At 44.3% G+C, this 17307-nt stretch carries 17 protein-coding genes; 3 read left to right on the forward strand and 14 right to left on the reverse strand.

Annotation, left to right across the window (positions count from 1 at the left end; genetic code table 11):
* Positions 1–35: 35 nt before the first annotated feature.
* Positions 36–794, reverse strand: a complete 759-nt coding sequence (locus OGM16_05585; protein UYJ47727.1) for an SDR family oxidoreductase — start codon at positions 792–794, stop codon at positions 36–38.
* 442 nt (positions 795–1236) lie between these two features.
* Between OGM16_05585 and OGM16_05590 the strand changes: the two genes are divergently transcribed.
* Both OGM16_05590 and OGM16_05595 read left to right on the forward strand, forming a co-directional pair.
* On the forward strand, positions 1237–2637 hold the full coding sequence (locus tag OGM16_05590) for a sigma 54-interacting transcriptional regulator (GenBank protein ID UYJ47728.1): 1401 nt from the start codon (positions 1237–1239) through the stop codon (positions 2635–2637).
* Positions 2627–3715 carry a sigma 54-interacting transcriptional regulator gene (locus OGM16_05595; protein ID UYJ47729.1) on the forward strand — a complete coding sequence of 363 codons (1089 nt, stop codon included), beginning with the start codon at positions 2627–2629 and terminating at the stop codon, positions 3713–3715. Before OGM16_05590 ends, OGM16_05595 begins: the two co-directional genes overlap by 11 nt.
* Before the next feature lie 44 nt (positions 3716–3759).
* On the opposite strand, the gene OGM16_05600 is transcribed toward OGM16_05595, so the two are convergent.
* From OGM16_05600 to OGM16_05650, 11 genes are all read right to left on the reverse strand, one after another.
* Positions 3760–4929, reverse strand: coding sequence for a nitronate monooxygenase family protein (locus OGM16_05600; GenBank protein UYJ47730.1), 1170 nt, complete (start codon positions 4927–4929; stop codon positions 3760–3762).
* 3 nt (positions 4930–4932) lie between these two features.
* Positions 4933–6657, reverse strand: coding sequence for an acetyl-CoA carboxylase carboxyl transferase subunit alpha (accA, locus tag OGM16_05605; GenBank protein UYJ47731.1), 1725 nt, complete (start codon positions 6655–6657; stop codon positions 4933–4935).
* A gap of 123 nt (positions 6658–6780) precedes the next feature.
* On the reverse strand, positions 6781–8133 hold the full coding sequence (locus OGM16_05610) for an acetyl-CoA carboxylase biotin carboxylase subunit (GenBank protein UYJ47732.1): 1353 nt from the start codon (positions 8131–8133) through the stop codon (positions 6781–6783).
* A gap of 23 nt (positions 8134–8156) precedes the next feature.
* Complete coding sequence (gene fabZ, locus OGM16_05615) at positions 8157–8582, reverse strand: 3-hydroxyacyl-ACP dehydratase FabZ (protein UYJ47733.1); 426 nt, start codon at positions 8580–8582, stop codon at positions 8157–8159.
* A gap of 240 nt (positions 8583–8822) precedes the next feature.
* Positions 8823–9320: an acetyl-CoA carboxylase biotin carboxyl carrier protein gene (gene accB / locus OGM16_05620; GenBank protein ID UYJ47734.1), complete on the reverse strand. Its 498-nt coding sequence runs from the start codon at positions 9318–9320 to the stop codon at positions 8823–8825.
* Positions 9321–9338: 18 nt separating this feature from the next.
* Positions 9339–10577 (reverse strand): beta-ketoacyl-ACP synthase II, encoded by a 1239-nt coding sequence (gene fabF / locus OGM16_05625; GenBank protein UYJ47735.1) that lies wholly within the window; start codon positions 10575–10577, stop codon positions 9339–9341.
* A gap of 211 nt (positions 10578–10788) precedes the next feature.
* Positions 10789–11529 carry a 3-oxoacyl-[acyl-carrier-protein] reductase gene (fabG, locus tag OGM16_05630; protein ID UYJ47736.1) on the reverse strand — a complete coding sequence of 247 codons (741 nt, stop codon included), beginning with the start codon at positions 11527–11529 and terminating at the stop codon, positions 10789–10791.
* A 12-nt stretch (positions 11530–11541) separates the two neighbouring features.
* Positions 11542–12468: an ACP S-malonyltransferase gene (fabD, locus tag OGM16_05635; GenBank protein UYJ47737.1), complete on the reverse strand. Its 927-nt coding sequence runs from the start codon at positions 12466–12468 to the stop codon at positions 11542–11544.
* Between the two features lie 38 nt (positions 12469–12506).
* Positions 12507–13433, reverse strand: a complete 927-nt coding sequence (fabK, locus tag OGM16_05640) for an enoyl-[acyl-carrier-protein] reductase FabK (GenBank protein UYJ47738.1) — start codon at positions 13431–13433, stop codon at positions 12507–12509.
* Between the two features lie 112 nt (positions 13434–13545).
* Positions 13546–13779 (reverse strand): acyl carrier protein, encoded by a 234-nt coding sequence (gene acpP, locus OGM16_05645; protein UYJ47739.1) that lies wholly within the window; start codon positions 13777–13779, stop codon positions 13546–13548.
* Between the two features lie 93 nt (positions 13780–13872).
* Positions 13873–14835: a ketoacyl-ACP synthase III gene (locus OGM16_05650; GenBank protein UYJ47740.1), complete on the reverse strand. Its 963-nt coding sequence runs from the start codon at positions 14833–14835 to the stop codon at positions 13873–13875.
* Positions 14836–15092: 257 nt separating this feature from the next.
* Between OGM16_05650 and OGM16_05655 the strand changes: the two genes are divergently transcribed.
* Entirely contained in the window at positions 15093–15356 is a 264-nt protein-coding gene (locus OGM16_05655) for an AbrB/MazE/SpoVT family DNA-binding domain-containing protein (GenBank protein UYJ47741.1), read from the forward strand.
* A 252-nt stretch (positions 15357–15608) separates the two neighbouring features.
* Here OGM16_05655 and rsmI read toward each other — a convergent pair whose 3' ends face one another.
* Together rsmI and OGM16_05665 are read right to left on the reverse strand one after the other, a co-directional pair.
* Entirely contained in the window at positions 15609–16454 is an 846-nt protein-coding gene (gene rsmI / locus OGM16_05660; protein ID UYJ47742.1) for a 16S rRNA (cytidine(1402)-2'-O)-methyltransferase, read from the reverse strand.
* Positions 16455–16543: 89 nt separating this feature from the next.
* Entirely contained in the window at positions 16544–17305 is a 762-nt protein-coding gene (locus tag OGM16_05665) for a tRNA1(Val) (adenine(37)-N6)-methyltransferase (protein UYJ48400.1), read from the reverse strand.
* Positions 17306–17307 lie beyond the last annotated feature (2 nt).

Here is a 17307-nt window from a genome sequence, read left to right on the forward strand (position 1 = left end):
ATTTCAACTCCTGTTTTTCTATTTTTGATCTCAAATTAGAATAAGCTGTTTCCGCCGTCTTCGATCCAGGTCTGACCTGTACAGTAGGAAGCTTCATCAGAGCCTAAGAATAATGCTACGGAAGTTGCCTCATCCGGCTCACCAAAACGTCCCATAGGAATGTTTCTTAAGAACATTTCACATCTTTCAGGATTTAATCTGGTTCCCTCTGTCAGTCTGGTTGCATGGGTTCCTGGTCCGAATGCACAAACGCGGATTCCATATTTTGCCATTTCCAAAGCTGCGAATTTGGTGAACATGGTAACGCCGCCTTTACTTGCGGAGTAAGCACCTGTATTTGGAGAAACGATCAGGGATGCTACGGAACTGGTATTTACCACAACTCCCTTAATTCCCTTATCTACCATGTGTCTTAATACTGCCTGAGATACAAAGAATGTACCATTTAAGTTGATATCAATGACTTTGCGCCACTGCTCTTCGGTGCTGTCTAACAGAGACTGGCGTCCGATCACACCTGCAATATTAAACAGAGCGTCAATGTGCCCAAAATGCTCGATCACAGCTGCGATAGCTGCGTCAACATTTGCCTTGGATGATACATCACATGGAACTGTAAACACTTTGTCTTTCTTATCCCCAAATTCCTTGTCCAGTGTATCCTGCTCCAGATCCAGAGCACCTACTAAAGCACCTTCTTCTACTAATCTGTTTACCAGATTTAACCCCAAGCCGTTGGCAGCCCCTGTTACCACACAAACTTTACCTACGTAGCGATGATGTTCATAATGCATAAAATAACCCCTCCTATAAATTTTGTTGTACGAAAGAACACATGATCTAAAACATTTCGTCATTTTTTTGTCAATCAAATGTTCCAGACGCCTGGTCTTTCTGTAACCGTCAACTACATTATCACTAAATATTAAAAGCAATTATCGTGCCATCTTTTGTATTTTCTAATCTTTATGTATTGTTTACTTTTGATCTTTGTTCTTAGAAACCTTTGGTTTATCTACGTTTTTGTTATTTTTTTATCGTTTTTATAAAAATTTTATTTTTTCTTTTTTAACTGTTCTGCATATTTTTTATGCTTGTTTCTAATTTCTTTTATTGACTTTTTTCAATAACTATACTAAATTTAAGATATAAATTGAAATAATTCAATTATTATCTTAAGAAAAATCATGTTTGGAACATACAAACCATACAATAACAAACCGAAAGGACATTTATATGGCTGCCAGATCACCTCATATACGGATGCGGGATGTTTCCCGTGTCTATGATGCTTTGGAACTTGGGATCATTATCGCTGACGGAAACGGGACAATCATCTGGGGAAACCGGTATTACAGCAGTCTCGCCCAATTTGATATCAGGGATTATTTCGGTCAGAATGTGCGAAAGATCTCCCAGCGTGAAGATGTTATACTGCCTACAGAACGGTACATGATCGATACTGTACTGGAAACCAGACAGCAGCAGACCCAGATTGTACGCTATCCCACCCAGGATTATGTACTTACTACTGCCACTCCTATTTTAAATAAAGCCGGTGAGATCGATTACATCATCTATTCAGTGAGCAATTACAGCGATCTGATGCGCCTTCAGGAAAAAGCATCCCAATCCACCATGCGCGCCATGGCCCTGGAATCTCATCTGCGCAATATACAGGTAGACTCCAGCATTGGAAAAGACATTATCATTGCTAATAAAGCCATGTATAACATTTACGGAAAAGCGCTCCGGTTAGCTCCCACCTCTGCTTCTGTGATGCTTACAGGTGAATCCGGAACCGGTAAAGATGTGCTTGCCCGTTTTATCCACCAGAGCAGTCTTCGCAAGCATGAAAACTTTATCCATGTAAATATGGCAACTATCCCAAAGCCATTATTTGAATCTGAGCTATTTGGATACACTCCCGGTTCTTTTACAGGTGCCGCCCGTCAGGGAAAAGAAGGCCTGATCCAGCTGGCTGATAAAGGTACCATTTTCTTAGATGAGATCGGAGAACTTCCTTTAGATATCCAGGCAAAACTTCTCCAGGTGATCCAAAATAAGGAAGTACGGGCCATTGGCGCTGTGGAACCGGTTCCTGTAGATTTCCGCATCATATGTGCTACCAACCGTAATTTAAAGCAGATGGTGGATGACCATGAATTCCGTCTGGATCTCTATTACCGTTTAAATGCAGTAGAACTGACGCTTCCGCCTCTGCGGGAACGCCCTGAGGACATTCCTCTGCTGTCTACCTTCTTTTTAAACCGGTATAACGAACAGAACCATACTAATAAAATATTATCTGCTGATGCGGTACGGCTGATGCAGAAATATTCCTGGCCCGGAAATGTCCGGGAGCTGCAGCACCTGATAGAAAGTATGGTAGTCCTCTGCCAGAGTGATACCATTACTGCAGATCAGCTTCCAGATGAACTGAAGGATACCACAGATCTTTCTTCCGGAGATACCCGGGACAAAAAAGAAATGACATTAAAGGAATGTGTAGAACAATTTGAGATCCAGTTGATCCAAAAAGCATTAAATAACACCGACTCTGCTGCAAAGGCAGCAAAAACACTGGGGATCGATGCTTCTACTCTTTGTAAGAAGAGGAAACGATATGGCATATAATATTTCTGGTACTGAAAAAAAGATCATCCTTCATTCCCCGTCTATGATACAGATCTTCCAGAAGGCAAATCTTCTTGCCTACAATCAGGCTTCTGTGCTTATTTACGGAGAAAGCGGCGTTGGAAAAAGCTTTCTGGCAGAATATATCCAGAAAAGTGGTGCTTTATCTGGTAAACCCTTTGTAAAGATCAGCTGCAGTGCTATTTCAGAGGAGCTTTTTGCCTCTGAGCTTTTCGGCTATTCTCCCAACGCCTTTACCGGTGCTTCTGCCAGTGGAAAAACCGGACTTTTAGAAGCAGCAGACCATGGAACCGTCCTTTTTGATGAGATCAATGAGCTTTCTCCCCATTGTCAGACTCTTCTTTTACATTTTTTACAGAATAAAACTATAACCCCCATTGGTTCCCTTTCTGCCAAAGAGATCCACACCCGCATTATCTGCACTTCCGGACAGGATCTGCAGGAAATGATCAAAGCCGGAACCTTCCGTTCAGATCTCTACTACAGGATCCGGGTAGCCAATATCCATATACCTCCTTTAAGAAAGCGAAAAGATGAAATTCCTTTATTTCTACGCTTTTTTATAGAACACTATTCGAAAGAATATGATTGTACTTTGGAAAACCAGCCAATTTCTGAAAACCAGATGACTGCATTAAGCGGGCTTGAGTGGAAAGGAAATATCAGAGAGATCTCCAATCTGTCCCAGCAGATCTGTCTGTCGGAAAACAGGAAAGAACTGATCGACTCATTTATCCATGCCCGCTGCACACCTCTGCATACACCAAAATCCCAGTCCATCCTTCGCCCTATAAGTAATGCTGCCGCTTCCGGGAAACAGCCGGCTGATTCCAAAGATCCGGCACATTTGCTGCAGGGGGATTTAATTCCATTAAAAGAAGCCCTTCGCCAATTTGAGGCAGCTTATATACAACAGGCTTTGGACCAGACCGGGACGCTTAAGGAGGCAGCAGATGTCCTTGGTATCAGTTTCAGTTCTCTTTGCAGGAAAAAGGCAGAGCTTGGCATATCCAAAAATGCAGGTTCCGGCAAAAAAATTACCGGCCATGCCCTTTAAAAATTTAAAAGGTATGACCGGTTTTTTGATGACCGCGCTGCTTATTATTCCCCTACCAGTTCTTTCATCACATCATCTACTTTTTCGATTTTTTCTGCTCTGTAAGCATTGCTGCCACAGAAAAGAAGGGCATTATTTTCATCCCCTTCCGCTGCATTTACCAATGCCTGTGTAATGCAGTAAGGAATAGTCCTGATGTCGCAGTGTTCCAGACACTGGAAGCAGCTTTTGATAGCCGGGCGGACTCCCTCTTTGATCTGCTGCAAAAATGGATTTAAAATAGCCCGTCCCGGCATTCCTACCGGGCTCTGGGTAATGATGATATCTTCTTTTTTTGCGTTGATATAGGCCTGCTTGTAAGCATCCGGAGCATCACATTCTTCAGTAGTAACGAAACGGGTGCCTACCTGCACTCCTTCTGCCCCCAGTTCAAACTGATGCATTACATCTTCATAGGTATAAATGCCCCCGGCAGTTACTACCGGGATATGCTTCTGGTACTTTTCTTCGTAAGTCTTTATTACTTCCATAATGGAGCGGACTTCTTTATCGTAAGCTTTCTGGTTGTAGGTATTTGGCACATCTTTTGTATCTGCACCGTACTCTGTCAGCTCTTCCCTGGAAAATCCCAGATGACCACCAGCTAACGGTCCTTCCACTACCACAAAGTCCGGAACCTGCTTATACTTTCTGTCCCAAAGTCTGCATATGACCTGTGCAGATTTGGCAGAAGACACAATAGGAGCCAGCTTTACTTTCTTTACTGCCTGTTTGCAGATCTCTCCGCAGGTTTCCTTTGCATCTGCGATCCCTGCTTTCATTTCCTCATATGCAGCCTGTGCATACTCTGGAAGACGGACTGGAAGACCTGCGCCGGATACAATTGCATCAGCGCCGCATTTAATGGCTTCTTTGACCCACAGGTCATAATGTTTGGTAGCTACCATGATATTAAAGCCAATAGCACCATTTGGTGCGATTTCCCTGGCTTTTTGCATTTCCCGTCTGATAGCACGCAGATTAGCTTCTACAAAATTGGTCTTAAAATCAGGTTCCCTGAATCCGATCTGTGCTGTGGAGATAAGTCCCATGCCGCCACAGGCTGCTACAGCTCCTGCCAGCCTATGAAGGCTGATGCCTACACCCATACCGCCCTGGATCACCGGTCTTTTAAGGACCAGATCTCCTATTGTTAATGCTTTGATCCCACTCATTTCTCACATTCTCCTAAATCTTTCGTATCTGTGTTCTGCCAGCTCTTCTCCGGACAGTTTCAAATACTTTTCAAAAAATCCGATCATAGACCGATCCATATAGCCTGCAATACGGTACAAAGTATCTGTATTTGCCGGTTCTTCCTCTGGAATGATCCTCTCGATCAGCCCCAGTTCCTTTAAGTCAGCTGCTGTTACCTTCATCACTCTGGCTGCCTCCGGGGCTTTTTTGCTGTCTTTATAAAGAATAGACGCAAAACCTTCCGGTGATAAAATGGAATAAATGGCATTTTCCATCATCCACACTTCATTTGCTACTGCCATAGCTAAAGCACCGCCGCTTCCTCCTTCACCGATGACAATGGAAAGCACCGGAACCTTTAAGGAAGACATTTCAAACAGGTTCTTTGCAATGGCTTCGCCCTGACCTCTTTCCTCTGCCTCCAGTCCGCAGAAAGCTCCTGGTGTGTCTACAAAACAGATAATGGGGCGTCCAAAGGTTTCTGCCTGCTTCATTAAACGCAGGGCCTTGCGATAACCATCAGGGGATGGCATGCCAAAATTACGGCGGATATTATCCTTGGTGTTCTTTCCCTTCTGCTGTCCGATAACTGTAACCGGCATGCCATGGAACATGGCAATACCGCCTACAATAGCACCATCGTCTTTAAAGCAGCGGTCACCATGAAATTCTATAAATTCATCAAAAACAGCGTTGATATAATCTAAAGCCGTTGGTCTGTCTGCTTTTCTGGAAAGGAGAACTGTATCCCAGGCACTCTTTTCTGTGTTTTCCTTTTTCTGACGGGCTTCTGATACATTAACAGCAGTATCTGCTTTTACAGCATCTTTTTCCACAGCCATATCATGTTTTCTGTGCATGTAAAGGATCTGTCCGATCACATGCTTTTGATCCTTTCTTGGAAGGATCATGTCTACAAAACCATGCTCTAACAGGAATTCAGCTCTCTGGAAACCTTCCGGCAGCTTCTGCCCAATGGTCTGCTCAATAACTCTTGGACCGGCAAAACCGATCAGTGCACCTGGTTCTGCAATGATGATATCGCCTAACATTGCAAAGCTTGCGGTCACGCCTCCGGTAGTCGGATCAGTAAGGACGCTGATAAACAGCTGTCCTGCTTCATGGTGGCGTTTTAAGGCTGCGGAAGTTTTTGCCATCTGCATCAGGGAAACAATTCCTTCCTGCATTCTGGCACCGCCGGAGCAGGCAAACAGGATCACCGGAAGCTTTTCCTTTGTAGCACGTTCTACTGCCTCTGTGATCTTCTCTCCCACTACATGCCCCATACTGCTCATAATAAAGCGGGCATCGCACACACCTACAACAGCAGGATTTCCATCGATCTTTGCCTTTCCAATGACAATAGCTTCATTCAGGCCGGATTTTTCTCTGGCTGCTTCTACCTTCTTTTCATAGTTAGGAAAGTCTAAAGGATTGGAAAATGGCATTTCTTTATTCCATTCCTCAAAGGTTCCCACATCCGTAAGCATTTCGATCCTGCGGTAAGCATGAACACGGAAGTAGCCGCCGCATTTGGGGCATACATAATAATTGTTCTTTACGTCTTCCACATAGATCGGCTGTCCGCATTTATTGCATTTGCGCCATAAACCTTCCGGAATAGATGGTTCTTCCCCTTCCTGGCTTACCGGTCTGTATTTGGTATCTATTTTTGTATACGTTTTTCTGAACATGTTGCGCAGCATACGACAACTTCCTTTCTGCATTATCCCTATTCAGGATCATAAATATCGGTCCACGGCCTGGTACATCGTTTTGTAAATAACTGTACTAGTCACGGAGGAAATTCCAGATTAAATTTCTAAAATTTATTTTACGTAGTCCGGAAAATACTTTTCAATAAATCCTGTGTCTGTATCACCCTTCTGAAAAGCTTCATTTTCCAGGATCTCATACTGAAAATCAATATTTGTTTCAATGCCTTCTATGATAACTTCGCCTAACGCACTGCGCATTTTCGCAATAGCAGATGCACGGTCTTTATCATAAACGATCAGCTTCATGAGCATGGAATCATAGTTAGCCGGTACTTTATAACCATTGTAAATATGTGTATCCACACGGACGCCATTTCCACCTGGGATATGCACGTTGGTAATACAGCCCGGACATGGCATAAAGCGCTTCTTCGGGTTTTCCGCATTAATACGGCATTCAATGGCATGACCCTTGATCTGGATATCTTCCTGTGACACACTTAACGGCTCTCCTGCAGCCACACGGATCTGCTCTTTGATCAGGTCAATGCCGGAAACCATTTCTGTTACCGGATGCTCTACCTGGATACGGGTGTTCATTTCCATAAAATAAAAGTTTTTATCTTTATCTAATAAAAACTCGATGGTTCCTGCGTTCTCGTAATTAACGGCTTTCGCTGCCTTTACTGCAACTTCACCCATTTTTTTACGAAGCTTTGGGGAAATGACCTCACATGGAGACTCTTCCATTACCTTCTGATGACGGCGCTGGATGGAGCAGTCACGTTCTCCCAGATGAACAACATTGCCAAACTTGTCACCCATGATCTGAAATTCCACATGGCGGGGTTTTTCAATATATTTTTCAATATACATAGTATCATCGGAAAAACCCTTTACAGACTCTAACTGGGCTGCATTAAAATGCTCTGTAAAATCCTCTTCGCTTCTGGAAATACGCATTCCCTTTCCACCGCCACCGGAGGAAGCCTTTATCATAACCGGAAAACCGATCTCCTTTGCCACGGCAAGACCGGCCTCTGCTGTGTATACAGGCTCTTTGCTTCCCGGAACAACAGGAACTCCAGCCTGTATCATGGTATTTCTTGCTTCTGACTTATTTCCCATGCGGTTGATGATCTCAGCAGATGGTCCGATAAAGGTAATGTTACACTGCTGGCAAAGCTTTGCAAAACGGGCATTTTCTGATAAAAAGCCAAAGCCCGGATGAATGGCATCTGCCTTCATTGCAACAGTTGCAGAGAGAATACGCTCCATATTCAGATAGCTCTGACTGGAAGGAGCCGGGCCGATACAGATAGCTTCATCTGCCAGAAGCGTGTGAAGACTATCCTTATCTGCCTCTGAGTAAACTGCAACTGTGCGGATACCCATTTCACGGCAGGCTCTGATAATACGGACTGCGATCTCACCTCTGTTTGCGATCAATATCTTGTTAAACATACTTAATCTCCTATAGACCAGTCTTATCCGATCATAAAGGTCAGTTCGCCAACAACTGCAATCTTGCCATCTACAGTAGCAGTTGCTTTTCCTACGCCAACCGGTCCCTTCTGTTTAATGATCTCACATTCCAGTCTTAAACGGTCACCTGGAACTACTTTGTGTTTGAATTTTACGTTGTTTAATCCGCCAAAATAAGCGGTCTTTCCCTTGAAATTTTCCTGGGAAAGAATAGCTACTGCGCCGGTCTGGGCCAGTGCTTCCACGATCAGGACACCTGGCATAACCGGTTCCTGTGGAAAATGGCCTCTGAAATATGGCTCATCATAAGTTACAGATTTATATCCAACAGCCTTTACGCCCGGCTCTAATTCTTCAATACAGTCTACCAGGAGAAATGGATGTCTGTGCGGAATGATCTCCTGGATTTCTTTAATACCCATTAACATGATTTTTGTCCTCCTGTGATACAATGTTCTCCCGGAACCTTTTATGTACTCTCGGAATCTTTTTGTACTTGATTTTGCGAGAAGATTTTTTGTCAGTTGTACCCAAATTTTTGAGACGTTGGCGTTGCGTCCGCCTCTAAAATTCGGGTGCGACTGGCGGAAAATCGGCCGCAAAAGCAAGTGCAGGAAAGACTCCGAGAGTACATTTTTTTATTTGGAAAGGTTCCAGGAGGACATCTATCATTTAATACGGAATAATGGCTGTCCGTACTCTACTACTTCCTCATTATTTACAAGGATTGCTTCAATAACGCCGTCATATTCGCTTTCGATCTCGTTCATCAGCTTCATTGCTTCGATAATGCCAAGTACCTGGCCTTTTTTCACAGTATCTCCTTCTTTTACAAAGCTTTCTGCATCTGGTGAGGAAGAGCTGTAGAAGGTTCCTACCAATGGAGATGTGATGACTTTATCAGAAGCAATATCATGGTGTTCTGCTGCTTCTGGTGCTGCTGCAGGTATTTCTGTGTTTACACTTGTGGAAGCTGCAGTCAGTACAGGTGCAGCGGTTGAAGCCGGAACAGCTGCGACAGCGCCAGGTGCACTAACTGTGATGATCTTTGCTTCTTCTTTCTCTTTCTTCAGGGAAATGTGCATATCGCCCTGATCCAGTTTAAAGCTGGTCAGCTTTGAATCCGATACCGCCTGAACCAGTGTCAGGATTTCATCTATATTCATTGTCCACGTTCTCCTTCCTTATGCTGTGAATTTCTTCACGATCAGGCTGGCATTATGTCCACCAAAGCCTAAAGAGTTGCTGATGGCATAATTTACATCCATAGATACGCCTTCATGCATGGTGTAATCTAAGTCACAGCCTTCACCTGGTGTTTCCAGACCTACTGTTGGATGTACATAACCATCTTCAATGCTCTTTACACAGGTAATGAACTCTACGCCGCCTGCTGCGCCTAATAAGTGGCCGATCATGGACTTGGTAGAGTTGATCTTTACTTTATCTGCATGATCACCTAAAGCCAGTTTGATCGCCTTTGTCTCGAATAAGTCATTGTGATGGGTGCTGGTTCCATGGGCATTCACATAATCAAGCTGTTCCGGGGTGATGCCTGCATCCTTCATGGCAAATTCCATTGCCTTTGCAGCACCACTTCCGTCTTCAGCAGGAGAAGTGATGTGGTATGCATCACAGGTTGCGCCGTATCCAACTACTTCTGCCAGGATCTTAGCTCCTCTTGCCTGGGCATGCTCTAAGGACTCTAATACTACGATTCCTGCGCCTTCGCCCATAACAAAACCATTTCTGTCCTGGTCAAATGGGATGGATGCTTTCTTTACATCATCGGTGGTGTTTAATGCTGTTAAGGAGGTGAAGCCTGCTACACCAATTGGTGTAATACTTGCTTCTGTACCGCCTGCTACCATTACATCTGCCTCACCGTGCTGGATAGAACGGAATGCTTCACCGATGGAATGTGTACCGGTTGCACATGCAGTTACTACGTTAATGCATTTTCCCTTAAGACCAAACTGGATGGAAACATTTCCTGCTGCCATGTTGCTGATCATTAATGGTACTAATAATGGCTCTACTCTTCCCGGTCCTTTTTCTAACAGTCTTTTTTCGTTGCGCTCTAAAGCCTGTAAGGAACCAATACCGGAGCCTACGCTTACGCCAACACGGAAAGGATCTTCTTTTTCCATGTCAATGCCTGATGTTTCCAGAGCTTCCTTTGCTGCTGCTACTGCAAACTGGCAGAATGTTTCCATACGGCGTGCAGTTTTCGGATCCATATACTGTTTTGGATCAAAATCTTTTACTTCTGCTGCCAGCTTGCACTTAAAATCAGCTGTATCAAAATGAGTGATCGGTGCAATACCTACTGTGTTTGACTTGACCGCAGTCCAAAAAGCCTCTACACTATTTCCAATTGGGGTAATAGCGCCCATACCTGTTACTACTACTCTTGTATTCATATTTTTAACTCCTGTTCTATTCTTGCCTTGCCAGTGTAAGACGGGCGTTATCTTATATAACGCAGCCGTTCGGGCGTTATCTTCTTGACGAACTGACGTCCGTCAAGAAGCATCGGATTGGCATCCGATGTAAAAACCAAGTCATACATGCGCTTACAAGCAAGCTTGACGCGCCCGTCTGCCTTGTTTTTTCCGCCCTATACCTGTTTCGTTACATCGCCATGCCGCCGTCTACTGAAATAACCTGACCGGTAATATAACGTGCTTCCTCAGATGCTAAAAATGCAACTGCATTTGCAATATCCTCTGTCTCGCCAAATGCTTTCATGGGGATATGCTCTAAAATGGAATTTTTGATCTCATCCTTTAACACTTCTGTCATCTCTGTTTTAATAAAGCCAGGTGCAACTGCATTTACAGTAATTCCACGGCTTGCCAGCTCTTTTGCCGCACTCTTGGTCAGACCGATGACACCAGCTTTTGCTGCACAATAATTTGCCTGTCCGGCATTTCCTAAAACACCGGATACAGAGGAGATATTGATGATACGTCCGCTCTTCTGTTTTAACATCTGTCTTGCAATGTGGCGGGTACAGTTGAATACGCCCTTTAAGTTGGTCTGGATCACTGCATCAAAGTCTTCCTCAGACATCTTCATTAACAGGTTGTCTCTTGTGATACCTGCGTTGTTTACCAGGATGTCCAGATGTCCATGCTCTTTTACCACTGCATCTAACATTTCCTTGCAGCTTTCAAAATCGGAAACATTGCACTGAACTGCCTGTCCGTTTCCTCCGGCTGCCTGGATTTCTTTTACTACCTCTTCTGCCTTTGCAGCAGAACCATTATAATTCACGATCACAAATGCGCCTTTTGCCGCTAATGTTTTAGCGATCTGACGTCCAATTCCACGGCTTGCGCCAGTAACCAGTGCAATCTTTCCTTCCAGCATGTTTATTCTCCTTTATGCCTCTTTTAAAGCTTCTACTACCTTTTCTATATCTTCTAACTTCTCAACATTTAATGTTTTTACGCTTCTGTCGATCTTTTTCATAAAGCCAGCTAGTGTCTTTCCCGGGCCGATCTCAATGAAAGTATCTACGCCGTCTGCCAGCATAGTTTCCACACACTGCTGCCATTTTACGGAAGAAGAAACCTGTTTTACTAAAAGGTCTTTTACAGGCTGTGCTTCTGTTACATACTGGGCAGTCACATTAGCTGCATATGGGATGACCGGCTTGTGGATCTCTACATTTTCAAGAACCTTTCCCAGCTTCTCCCCGGCACCAACTAACATTCCGGAGTGGAACGGACCGCTTACATTTAACATAATGGCACGTTTTGCGCCTGCTGCTTTTAACTTTTCACAAGCCTCTTCTACAGCTGCTTTCCTGCCGGAAATAACGATCTGTCCCGGACAGTTATAATTTGCGATCCACACACCATCCATATCTGCAGTCACTTCTTCGATTACTGCTGCATCCAAAGCCAGGATAGCCGCCATAGCACCTTCTCCAGCCGGAACCTCTTCCTGCATGAAAATACCTCTCTGACGGACAGTGGTGATCGCGTCTTCTTCACTCATAACGCCTACTGCTGCCAGTGCACAGTACTCACCAAGGCTTAAACCAGCTGCTACATCCGGTTTTACGCCATTTTCTTCTAAAACCTTCATCATGGCAATGCTGGCAGTGACCATGGCTGCCTGTGTGTATTCTGTAATGTCCAGTCTATCATTTGGCTCAAAGCAAAGCTCTGGAACAGAAAATCCTAAAAGCTCTGTGGCCTTGTCAAATACCTTACGGCCTGTTTCTGTGTGCTCATAAAAATCTTTTCCCATACCGCAGGTCTGTGCGCCCTGACCTGGGAAGATAAATGCGATCTTACTCATATTCATTACTCCCTGTTTTAAAGCGGTTCCAAAAGTACCTAACAACGACCTAAAAGTTTCTCTGCCTGACCCATCATCTCTTCGATCATTTCCTTACAGGTCTGCTCTTTGGAAATAAGACCTGCGATCTGACCAGCCATAACGGTTCCATTTTTTACATCGCCTTCCTGAACTGCCTTACGAAGAGTTCCTAAGGTCAGGTATTCCAGCTCCTCAAAGGACTTTCCTTCCTGTTCTAATTTGATGTATTCCCTGGTCATCTGGTTTCTCAGACAGCGTACCGGATGTCCATGGGTTCTTCCTGTAACAGTGGAGTCGATATCCTTTGCCTTGATAATACGTTCTTTGTAATTTTCATGTACAATAGACTCTTTGGAAACAACGAAGCGGGTACCGATCTGTACTGCTTCTGCGCCTAACATAAATGCAGCTGCAATGCCTCTTCCGTCACCAATACCACCTGCTGCGATAACCGGGATAGATACAGCATCTACAACCTGCGGTACTAAAGTCATGGTAGTTTCTTCGCCGATATGTCCGCCGGATTCCATTCCTTCTGCAACAACAGCATCAGCACCATATTTTTCCATACGGCGTGCCAGAGCAACTGATGCAACAACCGGGATGACCTTAACGCCTGCAGCCTTCCACATATCCATATATTTTTCAGGGTTTCCGGCACCGGTAGTAACTACCTTGATGCCTTCTTCTACAACTACCTTTGCTACATCATCAGCGTGTGGGCTTAACAGCATAACATTTACACCAAAAGGCTTATCTGTCAGCTTTCTTGCTTTGCGGATCTCTTCACGGACTACTTCTCCAGGAGCGTTTGCTCCGCCGATCAGTCCCAGACCGCCTGCCTCAGATACAGCTGCAGCAAGGTGATGTTCCGCCACCCATGCCATTCCTCCCTGAATGATGGGATATTCGATTCCTAACATTTCTGTGATTCTTGTCTTCATTCTTTCCTCCAAAATTCCGGGATTTTCCCGCAGTCTTGTAGAAACAGCGTGCTTCCTATAGTAAGCACGCCGTCCCCCTGTTGCTATTAACGTTCTTTGCGTTTACTTAAACTTAAGCCTCAACGCCCTTGTTCTTTAAATAATTCATAACATCGCCTACAGTAGCCAGATTCTCCAAATCTTCTGCAGGGATTTCTACGGAATACTCATCCTCTAAAGCCATAACCAGTTCAAACAGATCTAAGGAATCTGCTCCTAAATCTTCCTTAAAAGAGGAAGCCTCTGTGATGCTGTCTGCATCTACGCTTAACTGATCTGCAATAATTTCTTTCATCTTCTCTAACATAATATTGTTCTCCTTTTTCTGATTAAAATTTATAGTTTATCTTATCCGCTGCGGCAAAGCCGCTGCGTGTATATTACTGTATATATTACTGTGTTACCACTCTAACAGCATGGCACCCCAGGTAAGACCAGCACCAAATCCGGCTAAAACCAGCTTATCTCCCTGCTTCAGCTTTCCGGACCTGTTTAATTCATCCAGTAAGATCGGTACAGATGCGCCGGAGGTATTTCCATAATGTTCCATGTTTACCGGAAACTTTTCCAGATCCACCTTCAGGCGTTTTGCAATAGACTCAATAATGCGGTAATTTGCCTGATGGATCACAAACAGGTCAATATCATCTGCTGTATTTCCAGTTTCTTCCAGAACCTCTTTAATGCACTCCGGTACCTGCTTTACAGCAAATTTGAACACTTCCTGTCCTTCCATGGTCATATAGCCAAGCTCCGGTTTCTTTCCTAATAAGAAGTTTCCGGTAGAACGGCTGCCACAGGTAAGTACCCCGCCTTTGGCTCCATTAGAATGCATGTTCAGGCCGATGATACCACTTTCAGCTGCTGTTACTACTGCTGCTCCTGCTCCGTCTCCAAAGAGGACACAGGTGCTTCTGTCTGTCCAGTCTACTAACTTGCTTAACAGATCAGCACCGACCACAAGAGCTGTCTTATAAAGACCGGAAGAAATATAGGCATGTGCAGTGCTTAAAGCAAATACGAAACCGGTACATGCAGAACTGATATCAAAGCAGGCTGCATTAACTGCGCCCACCTTTGCCTGGATCTCACAGGCTCCATTTGGAAAGCAGTAATCCGGTGATGAAGTACCCAGAATGATCAGATCGATCTGCGCAGGATCTATTCCCGCCTGCTCAATAGCTTTCTTAGCTGCTTTTGCCGCCATATCTGATGTACTGTCGTCTGTTGCGATCCTTCTCTCTCCGATCCCCGTGCGGCTGCGGATCCACTGGTCATTGGTTTCAACGATCTTTGACAGGTCATCATTGGTTACAATCTGCGCCGGTACATAAGAACCGGTTCCTATAATTTTTGTAGTCATTTTTCTTACCATTCCGCATAAATACTTTGAACTTCAAAGTAATACTACAGGAATAGATAACTTTTGTCAAGAAATATTTTTGCAGTGGATAATTGACTTAATTTCCAAAATTTGTTACTTTCTAATTATAGTCTCTTAAGTTAGGGAATGTATGGGGAATGTACCTTGGGATCTTTTTGTCCTGGGATCTTTTTGTACTTGACTTTATGAGAAGATCAGATTCTAAGAGTACATTAAAACAACAGGAGGTATTTTATATGAAAACAACAGGGGTTATAAGAAAACTGGACGAGCTTGGGCGGATCACTCTTCCCATCGAGCTTAGACGAAGCCTGGATCTGGACGTAAAAGACGCCCTTGAGATCACAGTCGAAGATGACTGCATCATCCTGAAAAAGGCAGAAAACGCAGATATCTTCACCGGTGTAACAGAAGATCTGATTGAATACGAGGGAAAGAAAGTTTCCAAAGCATCCATTCTGGCCCTGGCAAAGCTAGCCGGACTGAAGATAACAGAATAAAACAACTCATACTATTTATAAAAGGCTGCCGCCTAAGCAAATCGTCTGCTGTGCGGCAGCCTTTTATTTACCTGTTCTCTAGTACATCGTTTCGTAAATAACTGTACTAATCACGTAGGATGCGGATTTGAGTGTGCAGGTCTAAAAACGCAGGCGTAGCGGGCTACGCTGAGGCTTTTAGGCCTGTGCAATCAGATTCGCAGACAAGTGAGTGGTATAGTTATTTCGAAAACGATGTACTAGTGAATATCCTTACAGCAGCTGCTGATACACATCCCTCTTGGATATGCCTCTATCCTTTGCAACTGCTTTCATTGCTTCTTTTTTGTCCATTCCCTGTGACAGATAATGCTCCATATGCTCTTCAATAGGCATCTCTTCCCAGGCGCGTATCTCTTCTTCACGGATCTCTTCTACCGGCTTTCCGGCAATAACGATGACACACTCGCCTTTTGGTTCTTCGGTTTCGTAGTGGGCCAGTGCTTCTTCAAAGGTAGTCTGGAAGGCACTTTCAAACTTTTTGGTAAGTTCCCTGCAGATAGTGATCTTCCGGTTTCCCAATGCCCCATACAGATCTTCTAATGTTGCCACCAGATGATGAGGAGCTTCATAGACGATCATGGTCCTGGTCTCTTTTTTCAGCTCTTCCAAAATCCTCTGGCGCTCTTTTTTATCACTTTTTTCTGCAGGCAGAAATGCCTCAAAGCAGAACCTTCTGGTAGGAAGCCCGGACATGGTAAGGGCTGTGATGCAGGCAGCCGGACCTGGAAGGGAAGTCACTGGAATACCTGCTTCATAGCACTGTCTTACCAGTTCTTCTCCCGGATCAGAGATTCCTGGAGTTCCCGCATCGGTGATCAGGGCAATGTTGGTTCCCTCTGCCATTTTCTCTACCAGATATTTTGCCTTTTCCACCTTGTTATACTCATGATAACTGGTCATAGGCGTTTTTATGTCAAAATGATTTAACAGCTTGATACTATGTCTTGTATCCTCTGCGGCGATCAGATCTGCCTCTTTTAATGTTTTTAACACCCGGTAGGTAATATCTTCCAGATTACCGATGGGTGTTGCACACAAATATAATTTTCCTGTCATGTACTTTTCCTCCGCTTAAGCACATTTGTCCCGGACGCAGAACGCCCACTTCTGGCGTCAACGCATCAACGTCCGGCATCCGAAACGCTTTAATACCCATACGTAGTCCGTATCTCCTGTGAATACTCCCCGTTCTCATCAAACACAATAACCGGCGCTTCCACCTTCATCAAAGCTTTTCCGCCTCTTACTGCTTCAACGAGTACCATATTAGCTTCCCGGTCCTTATAGGGATGTACAAATTTCATCCGTTTGGGCTCCAGACCATACTGCTTCATGGTCTGTAATATTTCGATCAGTCTTCTCGGCCTGTGGACCATGTAAAATCGTCCCCCTGGTTTTAGCACCCTTGTGCCTTCCCTTACCACATCATCTAAGGTACAAAGCACCTCATGACGGGCAATAGCCTTGGCATCCCCCGGATTTTTGATCCCGTGGGCATCATTCATATAAGGCGGATTGCTGATGACTACATCAAAAGAAGCCAGTGCAAACCTGCTTCCGGCCTCCTTGATATCTCCTGTTACGATCTCCACCTTTTCTTCCAGATGATTGTATTTCACACTTCTCCTGGCCATATCCGCAGACTCTTCCTGGATCTCAAGACCGGTAAAATGCTTTCCTTCTGTTTTTGCCTCTAAAAGAATAGGAATAATACCCGTACCTGTTCCCAGATCCAATACTTTCTCTCCCGGCTTTACCACTGCAAAACCGGACAACAGAACTGCATCCATGCCAAAACAAAAGGTACCTTTTCTCTGGATAATGCCATAATGATTTCTCTGAAGATCATCGATCCGCTCATCATCTCTTAAAAGGATATTTCCTTCCTGTCTCCAGCTGTGTTCCATTT

This window comes from Lachnospiraceae bacterium (assembly GCA_025758065.1).
Classification (GTDB): domain Bacteria; phylum Bacillota; class Clostridia; order Lachnospirales; family Lachnospiraceae; genus Enterocloster.

Coding starts and splice junctions, on each gene's coding strand:
- OGM16_05585 (UYJ47727.1), bottom strand. CDS start 794: ATGCATTATGAACATCATCGCTACGTAGGTAAAGTTTGTGTGGTAACA.
- OGM16_05590 (UYJ47728.1), top strand. CDS start 1,237: ATGGCTGCCAGATCACCTCATATACGGATGCGGGATGTTTCCCGTGTC.
- OGM16_05595 (UYJ47729.1), top strand. CDS start 2,627: ATGGCATATAATATTTCTGGTACTGAAAAAAAGATCATCCTTCATTCC.
- OGM16_05600 (UYJ47730.1), bottom strand. CDS start 4,929: ATGAGTGGGATCAAAGCATTAACAATAGGAGATCTGGTCCTTAAAAGA.
- accA (UYJ47731.1), bottom strand. CDS start 6,657: ATGCTGCGCAACATGTTCAGAAAAACGTATACAAAAATAGATACCAAA.
- OGM16_05610 (UYJ47732.1), bottom strand. CDS start 8,133: ATGTTTAACAAGATATTGATCGCAAACAGAGGTGAGATCGCAGTCCGT.
- fabZ (UYJ47733.1), bottom strand. CDS start 8,582: ATGTTAATGGGTATTAAAGAAATCCAGGAGATCATTCCGCACAGACAT.
- accB (UYJ47734.1), bottom strand. CDS start 9,320: ATGAATATAGATGAAATCCTGACACTGGTTCAGGCGGTATCGGATTCA.
- fabF (UYJ47735.1), bottom strand. CDS start 10,577: ATGAATACAAGAGTAGTAGTAACAGGTATGGGCGCTATTACCCCAATT.
- fabG (UYJ47736.1), bottom strand. CDS start 11,529: ATGCTGGAAGGAAAGATTGCACTGGTTACTGGCGCAAGCCGTGGAATT.
- fabD (UYJ47737.1), bottom strand. CDS start 12,468: ATGAGTAAGATCGCATTTATCTTCCCAGGTCAGGGCGCACAGACCTGC.
- fabK (UYJ47738.1), bottom strand. CDS start 13,433: ATGAAGACAAGAATCACAGAAATGTTAGGAATCGAATATCCCATCATT.
- acpP (UYJ47739.1), bottom strand. CDS start 13,779: ATGTTAGAGAAGATGAAAGAAATTATTGCAGATCAGTTAAGCGTAGAT.
- OGM16_05650 (UYJ47740.1), bottom strand. CDS start 14,835: ATGACTACAAAAATTATAGGAACCGGTTCTTATGTACCGGCGCAGATT.
- OGM16_05655 (UYJ47741.1), top strand. CDS start 15,093: ATGAAAACAACAGGGGTTATAAGAAAACTGGACGAGCTTGGGCGGATC.
- rsmI (UYJ47742.1), bottom strand. CDS start 16,454: ATGACAGGAAAATTATATTTGTGTGCAACACCCATCGGTAATCTGGAA.
- OGM16_05665 (UYJ48400.1), bottom strand. CDS start 17,305: ATGGAACACAGCTGGAGACAGGAAGGAAATATCCTTTTAAGAGATGAT.